Raw genomic sequence first — 16,027 nt, forward strand, 5'->3', positions numbered from 1 at the left:
CCCCTCAGTTGACCCAGAACAGCAGAGTCCTGCTGGTGACCTTGTGGAACACCCAGTCGGCGACCGCGCCCAGGACGCCCAGCATCAGCAGCCCCACCAGCATCTGGTCGGCGCGGAAAATCAGGTGCGACTGCTCGATCCGGTAGCCCAGGCCGGCTGATGCGCCCGTCATCTCGGCGGCGACCAGCACGATGAATGCGACCCCGATGCCAAAGCGCAGCCCCGCCACGATGAACGGCAAGGCGGCCGGCAGCACGATGCCGAAGAATATCTGCCGTGCGTTGGCGCCCAGGCACCGGGCCGCCCGCAGATAATCCGTATCCACGGTACCGACGCCGACATGCGTGTTGAGCCACACGGGGAAGAAGGCGCCGTAGGCAATCAGGAACACCTTGGGTGTTTCGCCCAGGCCGAACCAGAGCGTCGCCAGCGGCACGAAGGCGATCGAGGGAATGGGCCGGAACAGCTGGATGATGGGCTCGAACAGGCGTCGGCACCAAGCCGTATGTCCAGTGAGCAATCCCAGGATGATCGCCACCGCGGACCCCAGGAAGAAACCCATCAGCGAGCGACGCACACTGGCGATGGTGTCGTTCACCAGCATGCCGCTGTCGAGCATTGCCAACAGCGAGGCGAACACCTGGCTCGGCGGCGGAACGAAGCGGGCATTGATCAGCTGATAACGCGAGGCCAGCTCCCAAAGCAGGAAGAACAAAGCGATGGAGCCGATGGGCTGCAGCCGGTGAATGAAACGCATGAGATTCAGTCGCGGCATGGGGGCCTCCGAGGCAGTCATTTCCAGATTTCTAGCCATGGTGTCGTCCGATGAGGCCGGGCTGTGGGCCGGCGCTTGCGGTGGATACAGTCGACGTGCCTGCAGCGGCCGCGTCGAAGCGTCGAGGTGGCTGAATAAGCCACTGCTGGCACGTGGCCGCTGCTGGGCGGCGCGGTGTACAGACCGTGGCTCTGATGGGAGCCTCTGAAGTTCAGTGCCGAGTGGATCGACAGCCGGCATTGTTATGAAAGGAACGAATTTTGAATACAAATTATCTTAGCAAGCTGGAGTGGCCCGTATACCCGGGCTAACCCTATATCGTGAGCAATATAGTAAGCAGGCGTCACGATAATAGGACATATGAATCGATCATCCCAATCCGACTAATGTGTTCATGCTGATCAATGCGGCTTCTTTGAATCGTCTGGAAATAACCTCTTACTCGGTTAATTTTTGATTTTGAATTCGATTTACGCTATTTCGTAGCCACGGCGGACAGGATTTCATCGCGGGCTTGGTGCCGGTCCATCACCGAGCCGAAGGCCGTGCGCATCGCCAACAGGCCCGCCGCGGGCCATCCTCAGATCGCCATGGCCGCCGCGACCGGCGCGCCACTGTCGGGTGATATGCCGGCCATCAGCATCCCCAGTGTTTCGGGGCAGTACTTGCCGGGTGAGAGCGAGCCCACCAGCCGCCCGTTGTAGAGCACCAGGATGCGGGTGGACAGTTCCATGAGCTCGTCGAGATCGCTGGAGATGAGCAATACCCCTGCCCCGTCCTCGGCCGCATGCACCAGGCGGCTGCGCACGTAGGCGGTGGCGGCGAAATCGAGCCCACGCGAAGGTTCGTGCGCGATGATCAGCTTGGGATTGGTGGAGAGCTCGCGGCCGATGACCACTTTCTGCTGGTTGCCGCCGGAGAGGAATTTGATCCGTATACCGACCGACTGTGCCCGCACGTCGAACTCGCCCATGCAATGGCGGGCGAAATCGTCGATCTCCTTGCGGTTGAGGATGCCGTAGCGGGAAAACTTGGTGCTGCCTTCCCGGCCCAGGATCAGGTTGGCAGCCAGGTCCATGTCGCCAACAATGGCGTGGGTGTGCCGGTCCTCGGGGATGTTGGCGATCCCGCGGGCGCGACGCTGCGAGGTCTCGAGCGCCCCGATGTCGGTGCCCTGCAGCCGGATGGTGCCAGCGTCGGGCCGGCGCAGGCCCAGGATGACCTCCACCAGCTCGGACTGGCCGTTACCCACGACGCCAGCGATGCCGACGATCTCGCCCTCGCACACCCGCAGGTTGACACGGTCGAGCACCGGGACGCCGGCGGAGTGCATCGACACGTCGGCAAGCTCGATCACCGGCGTATCGCAGTCGTTGACCCGCGGCTGATGCACGGCGGCGATCTCTTGCTTGACCATCATCGAAGCGATCTCGCTCGTGCTGGCCTCGCCCTTGGAGACCGTCGCGACACGCTTCCCGCCGCGTAGCACCGTGATCGTGTCGGCAAACTCGGTGGCATGCTCGAGCTTGTGTGTGATCAGGATCACGGCGTAGCCTAGTTCGCGCAACTGGACCAGCGTTTGCAGCAAGCGCTCGGTCTGCTGGGGAATCAGCACGGCGGTCGGTTCGTCAAGGATCAGGATCTTGGCGCCCTGGTACAGCATTTTCAGAATTTCCACCTGCTGGCGTTCCCCCACCGCCAGTTCCCCCACCGGGCGATCCGGATGCAGCTTGAACCCCAGGCTTTCCTGCAGTTCTTGCAGCTTGTTCCGGAACTTTGCCCAATCGGGCGCCAGATCCGCCCACCCGAGCGTGGGCATGACGATGTTATCGAGCACGGAATGCTCCATCACCAGGGAAAAATGTTGATGGACCATTCCGACGTGATGCGCGATCGCCTTGCGGGTATTCCAATGCGCCGTCACATCCCGACCATCGAGCAGGATGCGGCCCGAGGTCGGTTGATACGTCCCGAACAGCACCTTCATCAGGGTGGTCTTGCCGGCGCCGTTTTCCCCCACCAACGCATGGATTTCACCAAGCCTCAGGGCCAGGCTGACATCGTCAAGCGCCTTGAGCTCGCCAAAGGCCTTGGTGATGCTTTCCAGCCTGACGGCCACATCCTGGTCGATCGCGGAATCACTCATGGGATGCCTTACTTCTTCACTTCGTGACGCACGACGGGGATTTTCAGGTCGCCCGACCGATAGCGGTGGATGCTGTCTTCGATCTTGGCGATCCGGTCCGCGCTCAGAAGTTTTTCATTCAAGGGCATGACGGTGAAGCTGTCGACGCCGAAGATATTGATCTTGGGCTCGACCTTGCCGGATTGAACCTCCTTGGCCAGCGCGTCGTACCACTGGTCCATGCCCAGCAACACGCTGGTGAGGACCGTGTTCGGCTCATCGGCCGACCAATCGGTCGCATAACCGACGAACTTGGCCTTGCTCGTCTTGGCCGCGTCGAGGATTCCCAGCGTGCCATCGCCGGCATTGCCGATGATCACGTCGGCGCCCCGACGGATTTGCAGGTCGGTGACTTCACGGGCGCGCGGCACGTCGGTCCAGTTGCCCGAAAATGCGTAAGACGGCTCCACATCCGGCGCGACGGCCTTGGCGCCCTCCACGATGCCGCTCCACATGTCCTCGACGGCCTTCACTGCCAGGCCCGCGACGAAACCGATCTTTTTGCTGTCGGTCGCCTGCCCGGCCACCAGCCCGTTCAGCACACCATAGGAAAAGAAGTCGGGCGCATAGGCCACCACGTTCTCGGATTTCGGCAAGCTGTCGGTGGTGGACAGCATCGCGAACACGGTCTTGGGATACTTGGGCGCGACGGCGTTCCAGGCGCGAATCTGCCCGCTGGATGTGAAGATCACCACTTGGTAGCCGGCCTCGCCATAGCGTTCGGCGGTCCTTTCCATTTGCGGGAACGGCACGCCTTCGGCGATGTCCACATCCCATCCGTACTCCTTGATCAGCTTTTGTGTGCCGTGGAAATGTCCACGGTCCCAGCCGTTCACGGAACCCGGGTTGTTCACTCCGAAAATGACCGCTGCCTTGATCTTGTCCTGCGCCACCGCCGGACTGGCGATCAGCGACCCCGCCACCGCCAGGCCGGCTGCCGCCACCATAAACTGATGCCGCGATTTTTTCAGAAAAGTAATCATCGCTTGTCTCCTTGTGTCGTAAAACGACAAATGTGCACTACGTCAATCGCGCGCTTGTGCGTCAATCGCGCTCGTATGGCTGGGCGACCTCCCTTGGCCCGCGCCCGCCGCCCGTCATGCCCAGGACAATGATGGTCAAAATATAGGGAACCATCAGATAGAGATGAGAGTTGCCCCCCAGTACCTGTGCATTCAAGCCCAAAACCTCGCCAACGCCGAACAGCAACCCGCCGAAGAAAGTCCAACCGGGATACCAACGACCGAAATACACCACGGCGAGCGCAATGAAACCGCGCCCCGCCGTGATATTGGCGGAAAAACTGTGCACCCAGCCCACCGTGAGCGCGGCGCCGCCCAGGCCGGCCAATCCGCCGGCGATCGCCATCGCCACGGTGCGCACCCGCAGCACGTCGAGGCCGGCCGAGGTGGCCGCCTCCACACTCTGGCCCACCGAACGCAGCATGAGGCCGGGCGCGCTATGGAACAGCAGGTAGGCCGCAATGATGAACAGCCCCGCGGCAAGCCACGCCAGCGGCGGCACCTGAAACAGGAAGGTCAATATTGGCTGATCGGCCGCCCACTCCGGCACCGCCCAAGCCATGCTGGGGCTGGAATTCTTGACCACGCCCGTCATGACCCGAAAGACGAAACTCGTCAAGCCCAGCGCAGCGATATTGAAGGCCAGGCCGATCACTACCTGATCGGCCGGTACCCAGACAAAAAGCGCGGCGCAGAGCAACCCCGCCGTGATGCCGGCGGCCAGTCCACAAGCGATGCCGACCCAGGGATCGCCGAAATACGCGGCGCCCAGCATGCCGAACAGCGCACCGCACAGCATCACCCCCTCGACACATAGAAAGAGGATCCCGGCCAGTTCGGCGACCAGCACGCCCAGGGCGACGATGATCAGGGGCGTCGCGACGCGTAGCGCGGAAATGATGAATTCTGGATCGAGCATCATCGGCCGGCTCCTGAGGTCGAAAATTTTCGGAACGTGCGCGTCGAGCTCAGCACCAGCATCACCAACACGGGCACGGATTGCAACAAATAGACCAACGAGGACGGCAAACCAGTCAAGGCCTGCATGTGGCGCCCGCCGATCTCGAGTCCCGCCAAGAGCAGTGCGGCGAAAATCGCACCGATCGGCGTGCGCCCCATCAGTGCCACCAGAATGCCGAGAAAGCCCCAATCCTTGGCCCAGCCTTCAGCGACCTGGAAAATGACGCCCATCACCTGGATGCCGCCTGCAATGCCACCGATGGCACCCGCCAGCAGGACGGCTTTCATCAAGGTCGGGCCGGTATGCATGCCCAGCGCCTCAGAGGCTTTCGGGTTGCCGCCCAAGGCCTCGAGCCGGAAACCGAACACGGTGCTGCGCAAGACCCAACTGGCCAGCACGATGAGCACAATGGCCAGGTGGACGCCCACGTGCACCCCGAAGATCGACAGGCGGTATTGCTCGGGGATGAGATTGGATTCAGCGAAAAACGATCCGGGTGCCTGTAGCGGCCCGGTGATCATGGCGTAGGTGAACTCCAGCGCGACGAAATCCAGCATCACGGTGGTCACCACCTCGCTCGCGCCCCGCCGCGTCTTCAGCAGATAGGCCGGCGCGATCAGCACAGCCCCGGCCAGCGCCGAGGCGAGCAACGCCAGGGGGATCAAGAGAAATGCAGGCAGGGCCATGGTAGTGGCCATGAACACCGCCGTCAGCGCGCCAAGCTGCAGGTGACCCTGGGCGCCGATATTGAAAAAGCCCGCCTTGAACGGAATAAGGAACGCCAGGGCACACAGCGCCAGCGGTGTGGCCTCGATGATGATCTCGATGATCGCCTGGCGGCTGCCGACCATCCCCTGCCCCAGGGCCAGCAGTGCCGTTCCGGCATCGCCGCCCACCCATTCGACGAGGCCCGCCACCAGCAGCGTCCCGATCAGGAGCGACACCAGGATGTTGCCCAGATTGCACAAGAATTGAAAGCCGTCGATGCGCATGGTCGTCATTGTCCTCGCGGGCGGCGTTGTGCCGAAACGAGGTCGGGAAACCGGCATCCAGATGATCGGGCCCCCACTCGAGTCGACTGCGCCACTGGTACGGACGAAACTGCAAAATCTTTGTATAAGTGCATCACCATGGCTTTAAATTTAATTTTGAATTCAAAATCACCAAAGAACGTCGTGCCCCATTTTCCACATCCAAATGCCGGGGTTCCCCCTGCCTGTCCACCCGGACAATCGTTTCGCAATGGCTGACGATAAACATTTTGCATGCAAAAATATACTGCCACACTCGGGGTTTTCCCGATTCTTAATCAGTACTTATGGATAGCAATAGGCTTTTGCATGCAAAATAGTGACTCGCTGCAACCGCACCAGGCGTCGTGTGAAGTCTTCACGGAGTTTTGATGGCCCGCGAATGGCCCCAGCGGGACGTCGTCCCAATGGCCCAGAAAGGAAAGTTTTTTGCATGCAAGACATCTATCTCCAGACAGAGCAGGAGGCGCCTGCCTCTCTTTCCAGGGTCGCCAGGCTGCGGCTCCATGAAGCCGTCGTCGAGCGCCTGCGTAACTCGATCATTGAGGGCGCACTGGCGCCGGGCGTCAAGCTCAACGAGCGCGAGCTGTGCGAAACGCTCGCGATCTCGCGCACGCCCTTGCGTGAGGCCCTGAAGGTGCTCGCCGCCGAGGGCCTGGTCGACATCGTCCCCAATCGAGGTGCCTCGGTGGCGGAAATGTCTGCAGCCGAGATCCGCGAGATATTCGAGCTCATGAGCGGACTCGAAGCCTTTTCCGGGGAGCTCGCCTGCGCGCGCATCCGCCCCGACGAACTCGCCGAACTCAAGGCCCTGCACTACGCCATGCTGGCCTGTCATGCTCGCCAGGATCTGCCCGGATACTATGCCAAGAACCGCCAGATCCACGACAGCATCAATCTCGCGGCGCGCAATAGCGCACTGCGCCAGACCTACCTGACCGTCAATCGACGCCTCCAGGCCCTGCGCTTCCGCTCCAATTACCAACCCGCCAAATGGGAAAAGGCGATTCAGGAGCACAGCGAAATGATCGAAGCACTGGAAGCGCGCGATGGCCGCCGGCTCAGCGAGATCCTGCGCCGGCACCTGCTGGAAAAGCGCGATGCAGTCCTGCAGCTCGGTGCCACGCACCGCGCGGCCGGCTCCGAGTAGCCGTGCCGATGCGGCCAGGATGGGATAAGCTGGGCGGGCCCGCGGCCCTGGCCGCCACATGAAACACGCCCAAAGCCATGAAACTCGCCACCTGGAACGTCAACTCCCTCAATGTGCGGCTACCCCACGTCCTGGACTGGCTGGACGCCAACCCGGTCGATGCCCTATGCCTGCAGGAACTGAAACTGCCGGACGAAAAGTTCCCGCTCGAGGCCTTTGCCGAACGCGGCTACCAGGCGTGCTGGGTCGGCCAGAAGACCTACAACGGCGTGGCGATCGTCAGCCGCGCCCCGAGCGACGATGTCCAGCGCAACATTCCGGGCTACGACGATCCGCAGAGCCGCATCATCGCCGCCACACTGCCGGACGCCAACGGCGGGCCCGTTCGCGTCATCAGCGCCTACTGCCCCAACGGCCAGTCGGTGGACAGCGACAAGTACGTCTACAAGCTCGAATGGTTCGCCCGGCTGCGCGACTGGCTCGAGGACGAGCTGCGTCGCTACCCGCGCCTGGCGATCCTGGGCGACTACAACGTGGCACCGGCCGACGAGGATGTCCACGACCCGGCGGCCTGGGAGGGCGAGATCCTGGTATCGGCGCCCGAACGCGAGGCCTTTGGCGCGCTGCTCGAGCTGGGCCTGAGCGATACCTTTCGGCAGTTCCAGCAAGCGCCAAAGTCCTTTACATGGTGGGATTATCGGCGTCTCGCCTTTCGGCGCAATGCGGGGATGCGCATCGATCATATTCTGGCATCGGAGGCCTTGGCGCCGCATGTCCGCTCGTGCGTCGTCGACAAGACGCCCAGGGCCTGGGAAAAACCGTCGGACCACGCGCCGGTGATCGCCGAATTCCACGCCGCCTGAGCGCGACCGCCCGCGAGCCCCACCCGGCCGTTTATAATTTCAGCGTATCACCGCCGCAAAAGACAAACCCATGCCCTTGGACAGCCGCCTGATCGACCAACTCGATCAGGGCTACGTAATCGATATTACCCTCGAAGACCTGGATTTCCGGGTCTACGTCGCCTTGCGGGACGCCGATGTCGAGCACGTCGCGGCACTGGTGCCTCCCGAGCGCTTCGAGGACGGCGGCGAGGTGCATGTCGCCGCGATCGACGACGGCGACGACGCCTCCGAACAGATTCAGGACGTGCTGTTCAACCTGAATCCGGGCGATGCGATCGTGTTCCTGTGCACGGGGCCCGACGCCTACCGGGAAGCGCTCGCGGAACTGGGGGTGACGCCGCCCCCACCCCCCCACCCATCCGGCTCTCCGTCATGACGCAGCATTCTGGCAATATTTTCATGGTCGTCGCGCCCAGCGGCGCCGGCAAATCCAGCTTGGTCAACGCCCTGCTGGCCAAGGACCCTTCCCTCGCATTGTCGATCTCGTGCACCACCCGCACACCGCGGCCGGGCGAAAAGGACAAGCAGCACTATCTGTTCGTGGAGGACGCGGCGTTTCAGTCGTTGCGCGATCAGGGCGGCATGCTGGAATGGGCCGAGGTGCACGGCAATTTCTACGGGACCCCGCGCGAGCCGGTGGAGCGCGCCCTGACGGCCGGCACGGACATCATTCTCGAGATCGATTGGCAGGGCGCGCGTCAAGTCCGCCGCCATTACCCGCAAGCGGTCGGCGTCTTCATCCTGCCGCCGTCCATCGAGGCCCTGGAGGCGCGCCTCAAGAACCGGGGGCAGGATGCCCCGCAGGTCATCGCCCGCCGGCTCCTCGCGGCGGGAGGCGAAATGGCGCATGCCTCCGATTGCGAATATGTTATTATTAATCAAGAATTTAGCCTTGCACTCGAGCAGCTTAGCCATATCGTCGCCGCAACCCGGCTACGTTATGGCGCGCAGGCCGCCCGCCACGCCGAGCTCTTCACCCAGCTCGGCATCCGCAAGACCCCCTCGTCCCCAACCGACACCTGAGCAAAACACTTATGGCCCGCATCACCGTAGAAGACTGTCTCGAACAAGTCCCCAACCGCTTCGACCTGACGCTGGTCGCCACGTATCGCGCACGCGAACTGGCCCAAGGCCACGAGCCCCGCATCGAGACCCACAACAAGCCCACCGTCACTGCCCTGCGCGAAATCGCCCTGGGCCTGGTCGGCACGGAAATGCTGCGTAAGGTCCCCACCTGATCGCGAGCAACCCATGGCGTTTCCGGGTCTACGCGGCGCTTCTTCCGGCCTACTGGCGGTCCTGAAAAAGGGCCCCCGGCTGAGACGCCGCAAGCCCCGTGCGGCCGCGCAGGCCCCCGTCCCCGAAACACCCCCCAGCCCCATCGCCTCGCTCGCGGAACTGACGCGAATCATCGGTACCTACCTTAGCGCGCGCGACATCGAGCGCGTGCGCGAGGCCTATCGCTTTGCCGACAATGCGCACCTGGGCCAGTTCCGCGCCAGCGGAGAGCCCTACATCTCGCATCCGATCGCGGTCACTGAGATCTGCGCCGGCTGGAAGCTCGACGCCGATTCTCTGATGGCCGCCCTGCTCCATGACGTGATCGAGGATCAAGGCGTCGCCAAGCAAGAGCTCGCCGAGAAATTCGGCACCGAGGTCGCGGAAATCGTCGACGGCCTCTCCAAGCTCGAGCGCCTCGAATTCGCCACCAAGGCCGAGCAGCAGGCGGAATCTTTTCGCAAGATGCTGCTGGCCATGGCGCGTGATGTGCGCGTCATCCTCATCAAGCTCGCCGACCGCCTGCACAATATGCGCACGCTGGACGCCGTATCGCCGGAAAAGCGTCGCCGCGTGGCGCGCGAGACGCTGGACATCTACACCCCCATCGCTCACCGGCTAGGCCTCAACGCGCTGTTCCGAGAGCTGCAGGACCGCTGCTTCAAGGCCATGTATCCGAACCGCTATGCGGTCCTGCACAAGGCCATGATGGCCGCTCGCGGCAATCGCCGCGAGGTGATCTCGCGCATCGCCGAGACCGTGCGCGTGGCCCTGCCCGCCGCGGGACTGGACGCCGAGGTCTCGGGCCGCGAGAAATCGCTCTACGGGATCTACAAGAAAATGGTCGAGCAAAAAAAGTCGTTCTCCGACGTGCTCGACATCTATGGCTTCCGGGTCGTGGTCCACACCCTGCCGGAGTGCTACCTGGCCCTGGGCACCCTGCATCAGCTCTATCGGCCCGTGCCGGGCAAATTCAAGGACTATATCGCCATCCCCAAGATCAATGGCTACCAGTCCCTGCACACCACCCTGATCGGCCCCTACGGCACGCCCGTCGAGTTCCAGTTCCGCACGCGCGACATGGACCACGTGGCCGAGGAAGGCGTCGCCTCTCACTGGCTCTACAAAGAGGACGGCACCTCGCTCAACGATCTGCAAAAACGCACCCACCAGTGGCTGCAATCCCTGCTCGACATCCAGAGCCAGACCGGGGATTCCGGAGAGTTCCTCGAGCATGTCAAGGTGGACCTGTTTCCCGATGCGGTCTACGTCTTCACGCCGCAGGGCAAGATCCTGTCCCTGCCGCGAGGCGCGACCCCGGTCGACTTCGCCTACGCCATCCACACCGACGTGGGCAACCACGCGGTCGCCTGCAAGATCAACGGGGAATTCTCGCCGCTGCGCTCTGAGTTGCGCAGCGGCGATTCGGTCGAGATCATTACGTCGGCGGCCTCGCGGCCCAGCGCGCACTGGCTCAACTACGTGCGCACGGGGCGCGCGCGCTCCGAGATCCGGCATTACCTGCGCACCCAGCGCTATGAGGAATCGACCGCTTTCGGCCGCCGCCTGCTCGCGCAGGCCTTCGATCAGATCGGCCTGGCCTACCCGAGCGACGGGGACGCCCAGTGGGAACGATTGGCCAAAAGCTCGGGTGCCGCATCGCGCGACGAGATTCTTGCCGACATCGGCCTGGGCAAGCGCCTGGCAGCCGTTGTCGCGCGCCGCTTTGCACCCGAGAACACCTTGGTGGCCACCACGGCGGCGGCGGTCGACGAGTTCACCTCGGTCACCAGCGCGCCCATCGTGATACACGGCAACGAAGGCCAGGCGGTGCAGCTCGCGCCCTGCTGTGGCCCGCTGCCGGGTGATGCCATCATGGGCGGAATACGCCTCGGGCACGGCCTGGTGGTGCACATGGCCGACTGCCCGGTGGCCCTACGCCAGAAAGCGCGCGAACCCGAGCGCTGGATTCCCGTGGTCTGGGACGCCAACACCGCGCGGCACCTGACCACGCGCCTGGACATCACCGTCATCAACGAGCGCGGTGTCCTGGGCCGCCTCGCCGCCGAAATCACCGAGGCCGATTCGAATATCGTCCAGCTCTCGATGCCCGACGAGGCGGCGTCCACCGCGCTGATCCATCTCACGATCCAGGTCGACAGCCGCAAGCACCTGGCCCAGGTGATCCGCTCGATCCGCCACGTGCCACAGGTCCAGAAGATCGTCCGCGCGAAAGGCTGAGGATCAGCGCTGGTCCTCACCCTCGATCAGTTTTTCGCCATCGGCGGTGATCTTGACCTTGAGCTGCTGGCGCAGATTGGCCATTACCGCACGCTCCTCGGTGTCCGCCCAAACCTGCGCCAATTGCGCGCCCAGCCCGTTCAAGGCGGGATTATCCGCGGAACCGGCCTTGACCTGATCGACGCGGATGATCGCGTAACCCTGCGCCAGCGCCGTACCGGCATAGCTGGGGAGCTTGGCGGTTGGCGCCTTGAAGGCCGCCTCCAGCACGACCTTGCTCAGGCCCATCGGATTGAGGCGGCTGATGGTCGCGGGCTCGCCGAAATCTTCGCTCGAGGGCTCTTGTGCGTTCAGCAGCGTCTGCAGCGCCGCCTCACCCGCCGCGACGGTGGCCTGCTGCGTGCGCTCGGCCACGAGCTGTTCGCGAATCCGGTCCCGTACCCGGTCAAGGGCTGGCACGTGGGCGGGCTCCACCGCGTCAACACGCACGGCGAGCATGGTATCGGGCGAAATTTCGATGACGCCGGAATTCTGCTTGTCGGTCAAGACCTGGCTGCTGAACAGCGCCTGCCGCACACGGACATCCCCCAGCGTGGCCGCGTCCGCGGAGGCCGATGCCGCCTGAACACCGCCCTCACCCTCATCGAGCAGCCGGTCGCGGGCGATCCCGGAGGCGCGTCGCAACTCAAGACCCAAGGCCTTGGCGGCGGGCTCGAGGCTGGTGGGATTGTCATACACGAGGCCAGTGAGTTTGGTGGCCATGTCGGCGAAACGCTCGGCGGCAAGCTGGTGCCGGACCTCATCCTCGACCTTGACGCGCGCCTCGGCGAAGGTTTCGCCCTTTTCGGCTTGCTTGTCGTTGGCGATGAAGACGTGATAGCCGTCCTGCCCCTTGACCGGTTCGGAGACCTCGCCCTTGGCCAGCGCGAACACCGCCTGCTCGAGGTTCAGCGGCCAGACCCCGCGCTGAATCCAGCCGAGCTCGCCGCCCGAGCGGGCCGTACCGGCGTCCTGGGATTCCTTGCGGGCCAACTCGGCGAACTGCGAAGGCTCGGCGCGGGCGCGCTCGGCCAAGCCCCTGGCCTTGTCCAACGCCTGGCGATCGACCTCCTCGGTGGCCCCGGCAGGCAGCTTGACCAGGATGTGACTGACGTTGACCCTGGCCGGGACCACGTACTTGGCCTTGTTCTGCTCGTAGTATTCCTTGAGTTTGGGCTCATCGAGCGTCGGCACGCTGGCCAGGGCCGCGGCCTCGTCGAGCACGACGTAACTGGCCGAAACCTGTTCAGGCAGGCGCAGCGCATCCTGGTGAGCCTTGTACCAGGCCTCGATATCGGCGTCGTCGACCTGGATCCCCTTGCCATAGTCGACAGGCTTGAAGACACGCAGGCCGATCGTGCGCTCTTCGGTCAGGGCGCGCTTGATTTCGTCGAGCACCGGCTTGGGCAAGCCGGCGGTGTCGCCCACGGGCCCCAGGACCCGGTCCAGCGCCAGCTCGGCCCGCTGCCCCGCCTCAAAATCGCGCGGCGACAAACCGGCCGAGGCCAGGGCCTCGTTATAGCGATCCGCCGAAAACTGCCCATCGACCTGTAATTGCGGCATGGCCGCGATGGCGCGCCGCAAGGCGCCATCCGATACGCTGAAGTGATCCTTGGTGGCCACCAGGATCTGCACGCGACGGTCGATCAATTGATCGAGCAAGGCGCGGCGCGCCGGCGGATTGTCCAGCAAGGCGGGATCAAAACGCCCTTGGCTACCCGCCTGCATCTGCTGGAGCTGGTTGCGACGCGCCTCGTCGAATTCCTCTTGGGTCACCGATGCCTTGCCAACCTCTGCAATCGCATGATCGCCGGACACGTAGGTGGAATAGCCGCTCACGCCGATCAGGGCGAACGAGGGCACCACCAGGATCAGGAGAATCAACTGCATCAGTCGTTGATGCGTACGGATGAATTCGAACATGTGTCACCTGCCGGAGTGCGCGGCCCCACGGACCCGCGCCACAAAATTTTCCGAAGTTTACCACTGCTCACCCAACGCTCTCGCATTGCGCTCGGCGATCCAGGGATAGAATGAGGCGTTTTCGTTCCGACCGCGGCCACCTCGCCACCTCATGACCAACGCTTGCACGCCCTGGCCCTACCCGGCCCTGATCGCCCACCGGGGCGGCGGGCGCCATGCGCCCGAAAACACGCTCTCGGCCCTGCGGACAGGCGCCGCCTACGGCTATCGCATGATGGAATACGACGTCAAGCTGAGCGCGGACGAGGTGCCGATCCTGCTGCACGACGACACCGTGGACCGCACCTCCGATGGCCGGGGCGCTGCGGCCTGCCTCGACTGGCGGGCCCTGGCCGAGCTGGATTGCGGCGCCTGGCACGGGCCGGCCTTCGCGGGCGAACCCCTGACCACCCTGTACGCCGCCGCCCGCTACACACTCGCCAACGATCTGTGCAGCAACATCGAGATCAAGCCCAGCCCCGGCGCGGAAACCCACACCGGCGCGCGGATCGCGGAACTGGCCGCCCACCTGTGGCGAGGCGCCGCCCGGCCGCCGCTATTGTCGTCGTTTTCCGAGGCCGCGCTGCGGGCCGCCCGCGAGGCGGCGCCCGGCTTGCCGCGCGCCCTGCTCATCGACGGTCCCGTGCCCTCCGACTGGCATGCTCGCGCGCACAGCCTGGGCTGCATCGGCCTGCACATCGACCATCGGCACGCCCAACGCGACGTGGTGGCCGACATCCTGGGCCGGGGATGCGCCCTGGCCGTCTGGACCGTGAACGACGCCGCGCGCGCCAGCGAGCTGTTTGCCTGGGGCTGCCACGCGCTGTTCACCGACGCGCTCGAAACCCTCAAAACGGCCGTGCCGCACGCACGCCCATAGGATCCCGCCTGTGTTCAGCTATCGCCACGCCTTCCACGCCGCCAATCACGCGGACGTCCTCAAGCATGCCATCCTGGCCCAGGCCCTCGACTATTACGGCCGCAAGGACACGCCCTACTGGGTGATCGACACGCACGCCGGCGCCGGCCTCTACGCTCTGGATGGGGAATGGGCCGGCCAGAGCGGCGAGGTCACCGACGGCCTGGACCGGCTGCTTGGGCAGCCGAATCCACCGAGCCTCGTCACGCGCTACCTTCACGCCGTCCAGGCCTTCAACCCCGATGGCGTGGCCAATCTCTACCCGGGCTCCCCGTGCCTGGCCCTGCACCTGATGCGCCCGGGCGACAGGCTGCGCCTGTTCGAGTTGCACCCCACGGAAATCGAGGTGCTCAAGGATACCATCCGCCACCAGGGCCGCCAGGCCCTGCGCCAGACGCAGATCGCCCGCGAGGACGGCTTCGCGGGCATCCGCCGCCTGCTGCCCCCCGCGCCCCGGCGCGCGATCATCCTCATCGATCCATCCTATGAGGACAAGCGGGACTATAAAAATACGCTGCTCGCCGTGCGCGACGGACTGCAGCGTTTTGCGCAAGGCTGCTATATGGTCTGGTACCCGCTGGTGCAGCGCACCCAGGCCCACGAACTGGCCCGCGCCCTCGAACGGCTGTCCGTGGACTGGGTGCACGCAAGCCTGACCGTACGCAAACCCGCCGCCGATGGCCTGGGCTTGCATGGCAGCGGCATGTTCGTCATCAACCCGCCCTGGACACTGTATGAGGAACTGCAAGCGGCGATGCCCTGGCTGCGCGACAGGCTGGCGCAGGACGAGCACGCACGCCACACGCTGACGCGCGGCGAGGCTCAGAAACGCTCGCCCTCGCGCAAGTAGCGCCACTGGCCCGGCGGCAGGTCGCCCAACACCACGCGGCCCATGCGCACGCGCTTCAGGCCGACCACCTTGAGGCCCACCAGCTCGCACATGCGGCGAATCTGGCGCTTGCGGCCCTCGCGCAAGATGAAATGGAGTTGATCCTGGTTCTGCCACTCTACCTGGGCGGGCCGCAGCGCCTGGCCGTCGAGGACCAGTCCGTGGTTGAGCTGGGCCAGTCCCTTGGGGCTCAGGCGCCCCTCGACGCGCACGAGATACTCCTTTTCCAGGTCGGAATCCTCGCCGATAAGCTGGCGCGCGATCCGGCCATCCTGGGTCAGCACCAGCAGGCCCTGGGAATCGATGTCCAGGCGCCCGGCGGGAGCGAGGCCCCTCAAGTGAGCGGGATCGAAGGCCGGACCGCCGCGCTCGGCATGGTGCTGGGTGCGCGCCTGGACCAGCGAGGCCGCCGTGCGGTAGCCCTTGTCGGACTGATGGGAAACATAGCCGACGGGCTTGTTGAGGATGATGGTGATCTTGCCGGTCTGGCGGCGTTCGGCCTGGCGCTCGAGCGAGATGCGGGCCGTGGGCGCGGCCTTGCTGCCCAGTTCGCGCACGATCTCGCCATCGACACGGACCCAGCCGCGCTCGATGTAGGCGTCGGCCTCTCGACGCGAACACAGGCCGCGCTGGGCCATCAGCTTGGAAATTCGGACGGGTTCCATGGCTG

General features: G+C 64.4%; 15 protein-coding genes. 8 read left to right on the plus strand and 7 right to left on the minus strand.

Going from position 1 to position 16,027, the window contains the following annotated elements; all coding sequences use genetic code 11:
- Positions 1-4 precede the first annotated feature (4 nt).
- From ABS761_RS06715 to ABS761_RS06735, 5 genes are all read right to left on the minus strand, one after another.
- Positions 5-775 (minus strand): ABC transporter permease, encoded by a 771-nt coding sequence (locus ABS761_RS06715; RefSeq protein ID WP_350407384.1) that lies wholly within the window; start codon positions 773-775, stop codon positions 5-7.
- A gap of 580 nt (positions 776-1,355) precedes the next feature.
- On the minus strand, positions 1,356-2,921 hold the full coding sequence (locus ABS761_RS06720) for an ABC transporter ATP-binding protein (RefSeq protein ID WP_350407386.1): 1,566 nt from the start codon (positions 2,919-2,921) through the stop codon (positions 1,356-1,358).
- 8 nt (positions 2,922-2,929) lie between these two features.
- Positions 2,930-3,943: a BMP family protein gene (locus tag ABS761_RS06725; protein WP_350407388.1), complete on the minus strand. Its 1,014-nt coding sequence runs from the start codon at positions 3,941-3,943 to the stop codon at positions 2,930-2,932.
- A 61-nt stretch (positions 3,944-4,004) separates the two neighbouring features.
- The gene (locus ABS761_RS06730) at positions 4,005-4,904 is read right to left on the minus strand and encodes an ABC transporter permease (RefSeq protein WP_350407389.1); all 900 of its coding nucleotides are present in this window, start codon (positions 4,902-4,904) and stop codon (positions 4,005-4,007) included.
- A complete protein-coding gene (locus ABS761_RS06735; protein WP_350407390.1) occupies positions 4,901-5,944 on the minus strand; it encodes an ABC transporter permease in 1,044 nt (347 codons plus the stop codon). Before ABS761_RS06735 ends, ABS761_RS06730 begins: the two co-directional genes overlap by 4 nt.
- Before the next feature lie 463 nt (positions 5,945-6,407).
- Between ABS761_RS06735 and ABS761_RS06740 the strand changes: the two genes are divergently transcribed.
- The 6 genes from ABS761_RS06740 (at position 6,408) to ABS761_RS06765 (ending at position 11,548) form a co-directional block, all read left to right on the plus strand.
- A complete protein-coding gene (locus tag ABS761_RS06740) occupies positions 6,408-7,124 on the plus strand; it encodes a GntR family transcriptional regulator (protein WP_350407391.1) in 717 nt (238 codons plus the stop codon).
- A 77-nt stretch (positions 7,125-7,201) separates the two neighbouring features.
- The gene (gene xth, locus ABS761_RS06745; RefSeq protein WP_350407393.1) at positions 7,202-7,987 is read left to right on the plus strand and encodes an exodeoxyribonuclease III; all 786 of its coding nucleotides are present in this window, start codon (positions 7,202-7,204) and stop codon (positions 7,985-7,987) included.
- A gap of 70 nt (positions 7,988-8,057) precedes the next feature.
- A complete protein-coding gene (locus tag ABS761_RS06750; RefSeq protein WP_350407394.1) occupies positions 8,058-8,405 on the plus strand; it encodes a hypothetical protein in 348 nt (115 codons plus the stop codon).
- Complete coding sequence (gene gmk / locus ABS761_RS06755) at positions 8,402-9,052, plus strand: guanylate kinase (RefSeq protein ID WP_350407396.1); 651 nt, start codon at positions 8,402-8,404, stop codon at positions 9,050-9,052. Before ABS761_RS06750 ends, gmk begins: the two co-directional genes overlap by 4 nt.
- Before the next feature lie 11 nt (positions 9,053-9,063).
- Entirely contained in the window at positions 9,064-9,267 is a 204-nt protein-coding gene (rpoZ, locus tag ABS761_RS06760; protein ID WP_350407397.1) for a DNA-directed RNA polymerase subunit omega, read from the plus strand.
- A gap of 13 nt (positions 9,268-9,280) precedes the next feature.
- Positions 9,281-11,548: a RelA/SpoT family protein gene (locus tag ABS761_RS06765; protein WP_350407399.1), complete on the plus strand. Its 2,268-nt coding sequence runs from the start codon at positions 9,281-9,283 to the stop codon at positions 11,546-11,548.
- A gap of 3 nt (positions 11,549-11,551) precedes the next feature.
- On the opposite strand, the gene ABS761_RS06770 is transcribed toward ABS761_RS06765, so the two are convergent.
- On the minus strand, positions 11,552-13,510 hold the full coding sequence (locus tag ABS761_RS06770) for a SurA N-terminal domain-containing protein (protein WP_350407400.1): 1,959 nt from the start codon (positions 13,508-13,510) through the stop codon (positions 11,552-11,554).
- A 151-nt stretch (positions 13,511-13,661) separates the two neighbouring features.
- Here ABS761_RS06770 and ugpQ point away from each other — a divergent pair, with 151 nt between their 5' ends.
- Positions 13,662-14,429: a glycerophosphodiester phosphodiesterase gene (gene ugpQ / locus ABS761_RS06775; RefSeq protein WP_350407401.1), complete on the plus strand. Its 768-nt coding sequence runs from the start codon at positions 13,662-13,664 to the stop codon at positions 14,427-14,429.
- 10 nt (positions 14,430-14,439) lie between these two features.
- A complete protein-coding gene (locus tag ABS761_RS06780; protein WP_350407402.1) occupies positions 14,440-15,318 on the plus strand; it encodes a 23S rRNA (adenine(2030)-N(6))-methyltransferase RlmJ in 879 nt (292 codons plus the stop codon).
- Here ABS761_RS06780 and ABS761_RS06785 read toward each other — a convergent pair.
- The gene (locus tag ABS761_RS06785) at positions 15,291-16,022 is read right to left on the minus strand and encodes a pseudouridine synthase (protein WP_350407403.1); all 732 of its coding nucleotides are present in this window, start codon (positions 16,020-16,022) and stop codon (positions 15,291-15,293) included. The two genes, ABS761_RS06780 and ABS761_RS06785, sit on opposite strands and share 28 nt — an antisense overlap.
- Positions 16,023-16,027 lie beyond the last annotated feature (5 nt).

Source organism: Castellaniella sp. GW247-6E4 (genome assembly GCF_040276065.1).
GTDB lineage: Bacteria > Pseudomonadota > Gammaproteobacteria > Burkholderiales > Burkholderiaceae_B > Castellaniella.

Bases quoted from the DNA above. Each gene is read 5' to 3' on its own strand.
- ABS761_RS06770 (WP_350407400.1), bottom strand. From the start codon at position 13,510: ATGTTCGAATTCATCCGTACGCATCAACGACTGATGCAGTTGATTCTC.
- gmk (WP_350407396.1), top strand. From the start codon at position 8,402: ATGACGCAGCATTCTGGCAATATTTTCATGGTCGTCGCGCCCAGCGGC.
- ugpQ (WP_350407401.1), top strand. From the start codon at position 13,662: ATGACCAACGCTTGCACGCCCTGGCCCTACCCGGCCCTGATCGCCCAC.
- ABS761_RS06740 (WP_350407391.1), top strand. From the start codon at position 6,408: ATGCAAGACATCTATCTCCAGACAGAGCAGGAGGCGCCTGCCTCTCTT.
- ABS761_RS06785 (WP_350407403.1), bottom strand. From the start codon at position 16,022: ATGGAACCCGTCCGAATTTCCAAGCTGATGGCCCAGCGCGGCCTGTGT.
- rpoZ (WP_350407397.1), top strand. From the start codon at position 9,064: ATGGCCCGCATCACCGTAGAAGACTGTCTCGAACAAGTCCCCAACCGC.
- ABS761_RS06735 (WP_350407390.1), bottom strand. From the start codon at position 5,944: ATGACGACCATGCGCATCGACGGCTTTCAATTCTTGTGCAATCTGGGC.
- ABS761_RS06730 (WP_350407389.1), bottom strand. From the start codon at position 4,904: ATGATGCTCGATCCAGAATTCATCATTTCCGCGCTACGCGTCGCGACG.
- ABS761_RS06725 (WP_350407388.1), bottom strand. From the start codon at position 3,943: ATGATTACTTTTCTGAAAAAATCGCGGCATCAGTTTATGGTGGCGGCA.
- ABS761_RS06765 (WP_350407399.1), top strand. From the start codon at position 9,281: ATGGCGTTTCCGGGTCTACGCGGCGCTTCTTCCGGCCTACTGGCGGTC.
- xth (WP_350407393.1), top strand. From the start codon at position 7,202: ATGAAACTCGCCACCTGGAACGTCAACTCCCTCAATGTGCGGCTACCC.
- ABS761_RS06750 (WP_350407394.1), top strand. From the start codon at position 8,058: ATGCCCTTGGACAGCCGCCTGATCGACCAACTCGATCAGGGCTACGTA.
- ABS761_RS06715 (WP_350407384.1), bottom strand. From the start codon at position 775: ATGCCGCGACTGAATCTCATGCGTTTCATTCACCGGCTGCAGCCCATC.
- ABS761_RS06720 (WP_350407386.1), bottom strand. From the start codon at position 2,921: ATGAGTGATTCCGCGATCGACCAGGATGTGGCCGTCAGGCTGGAAAGC.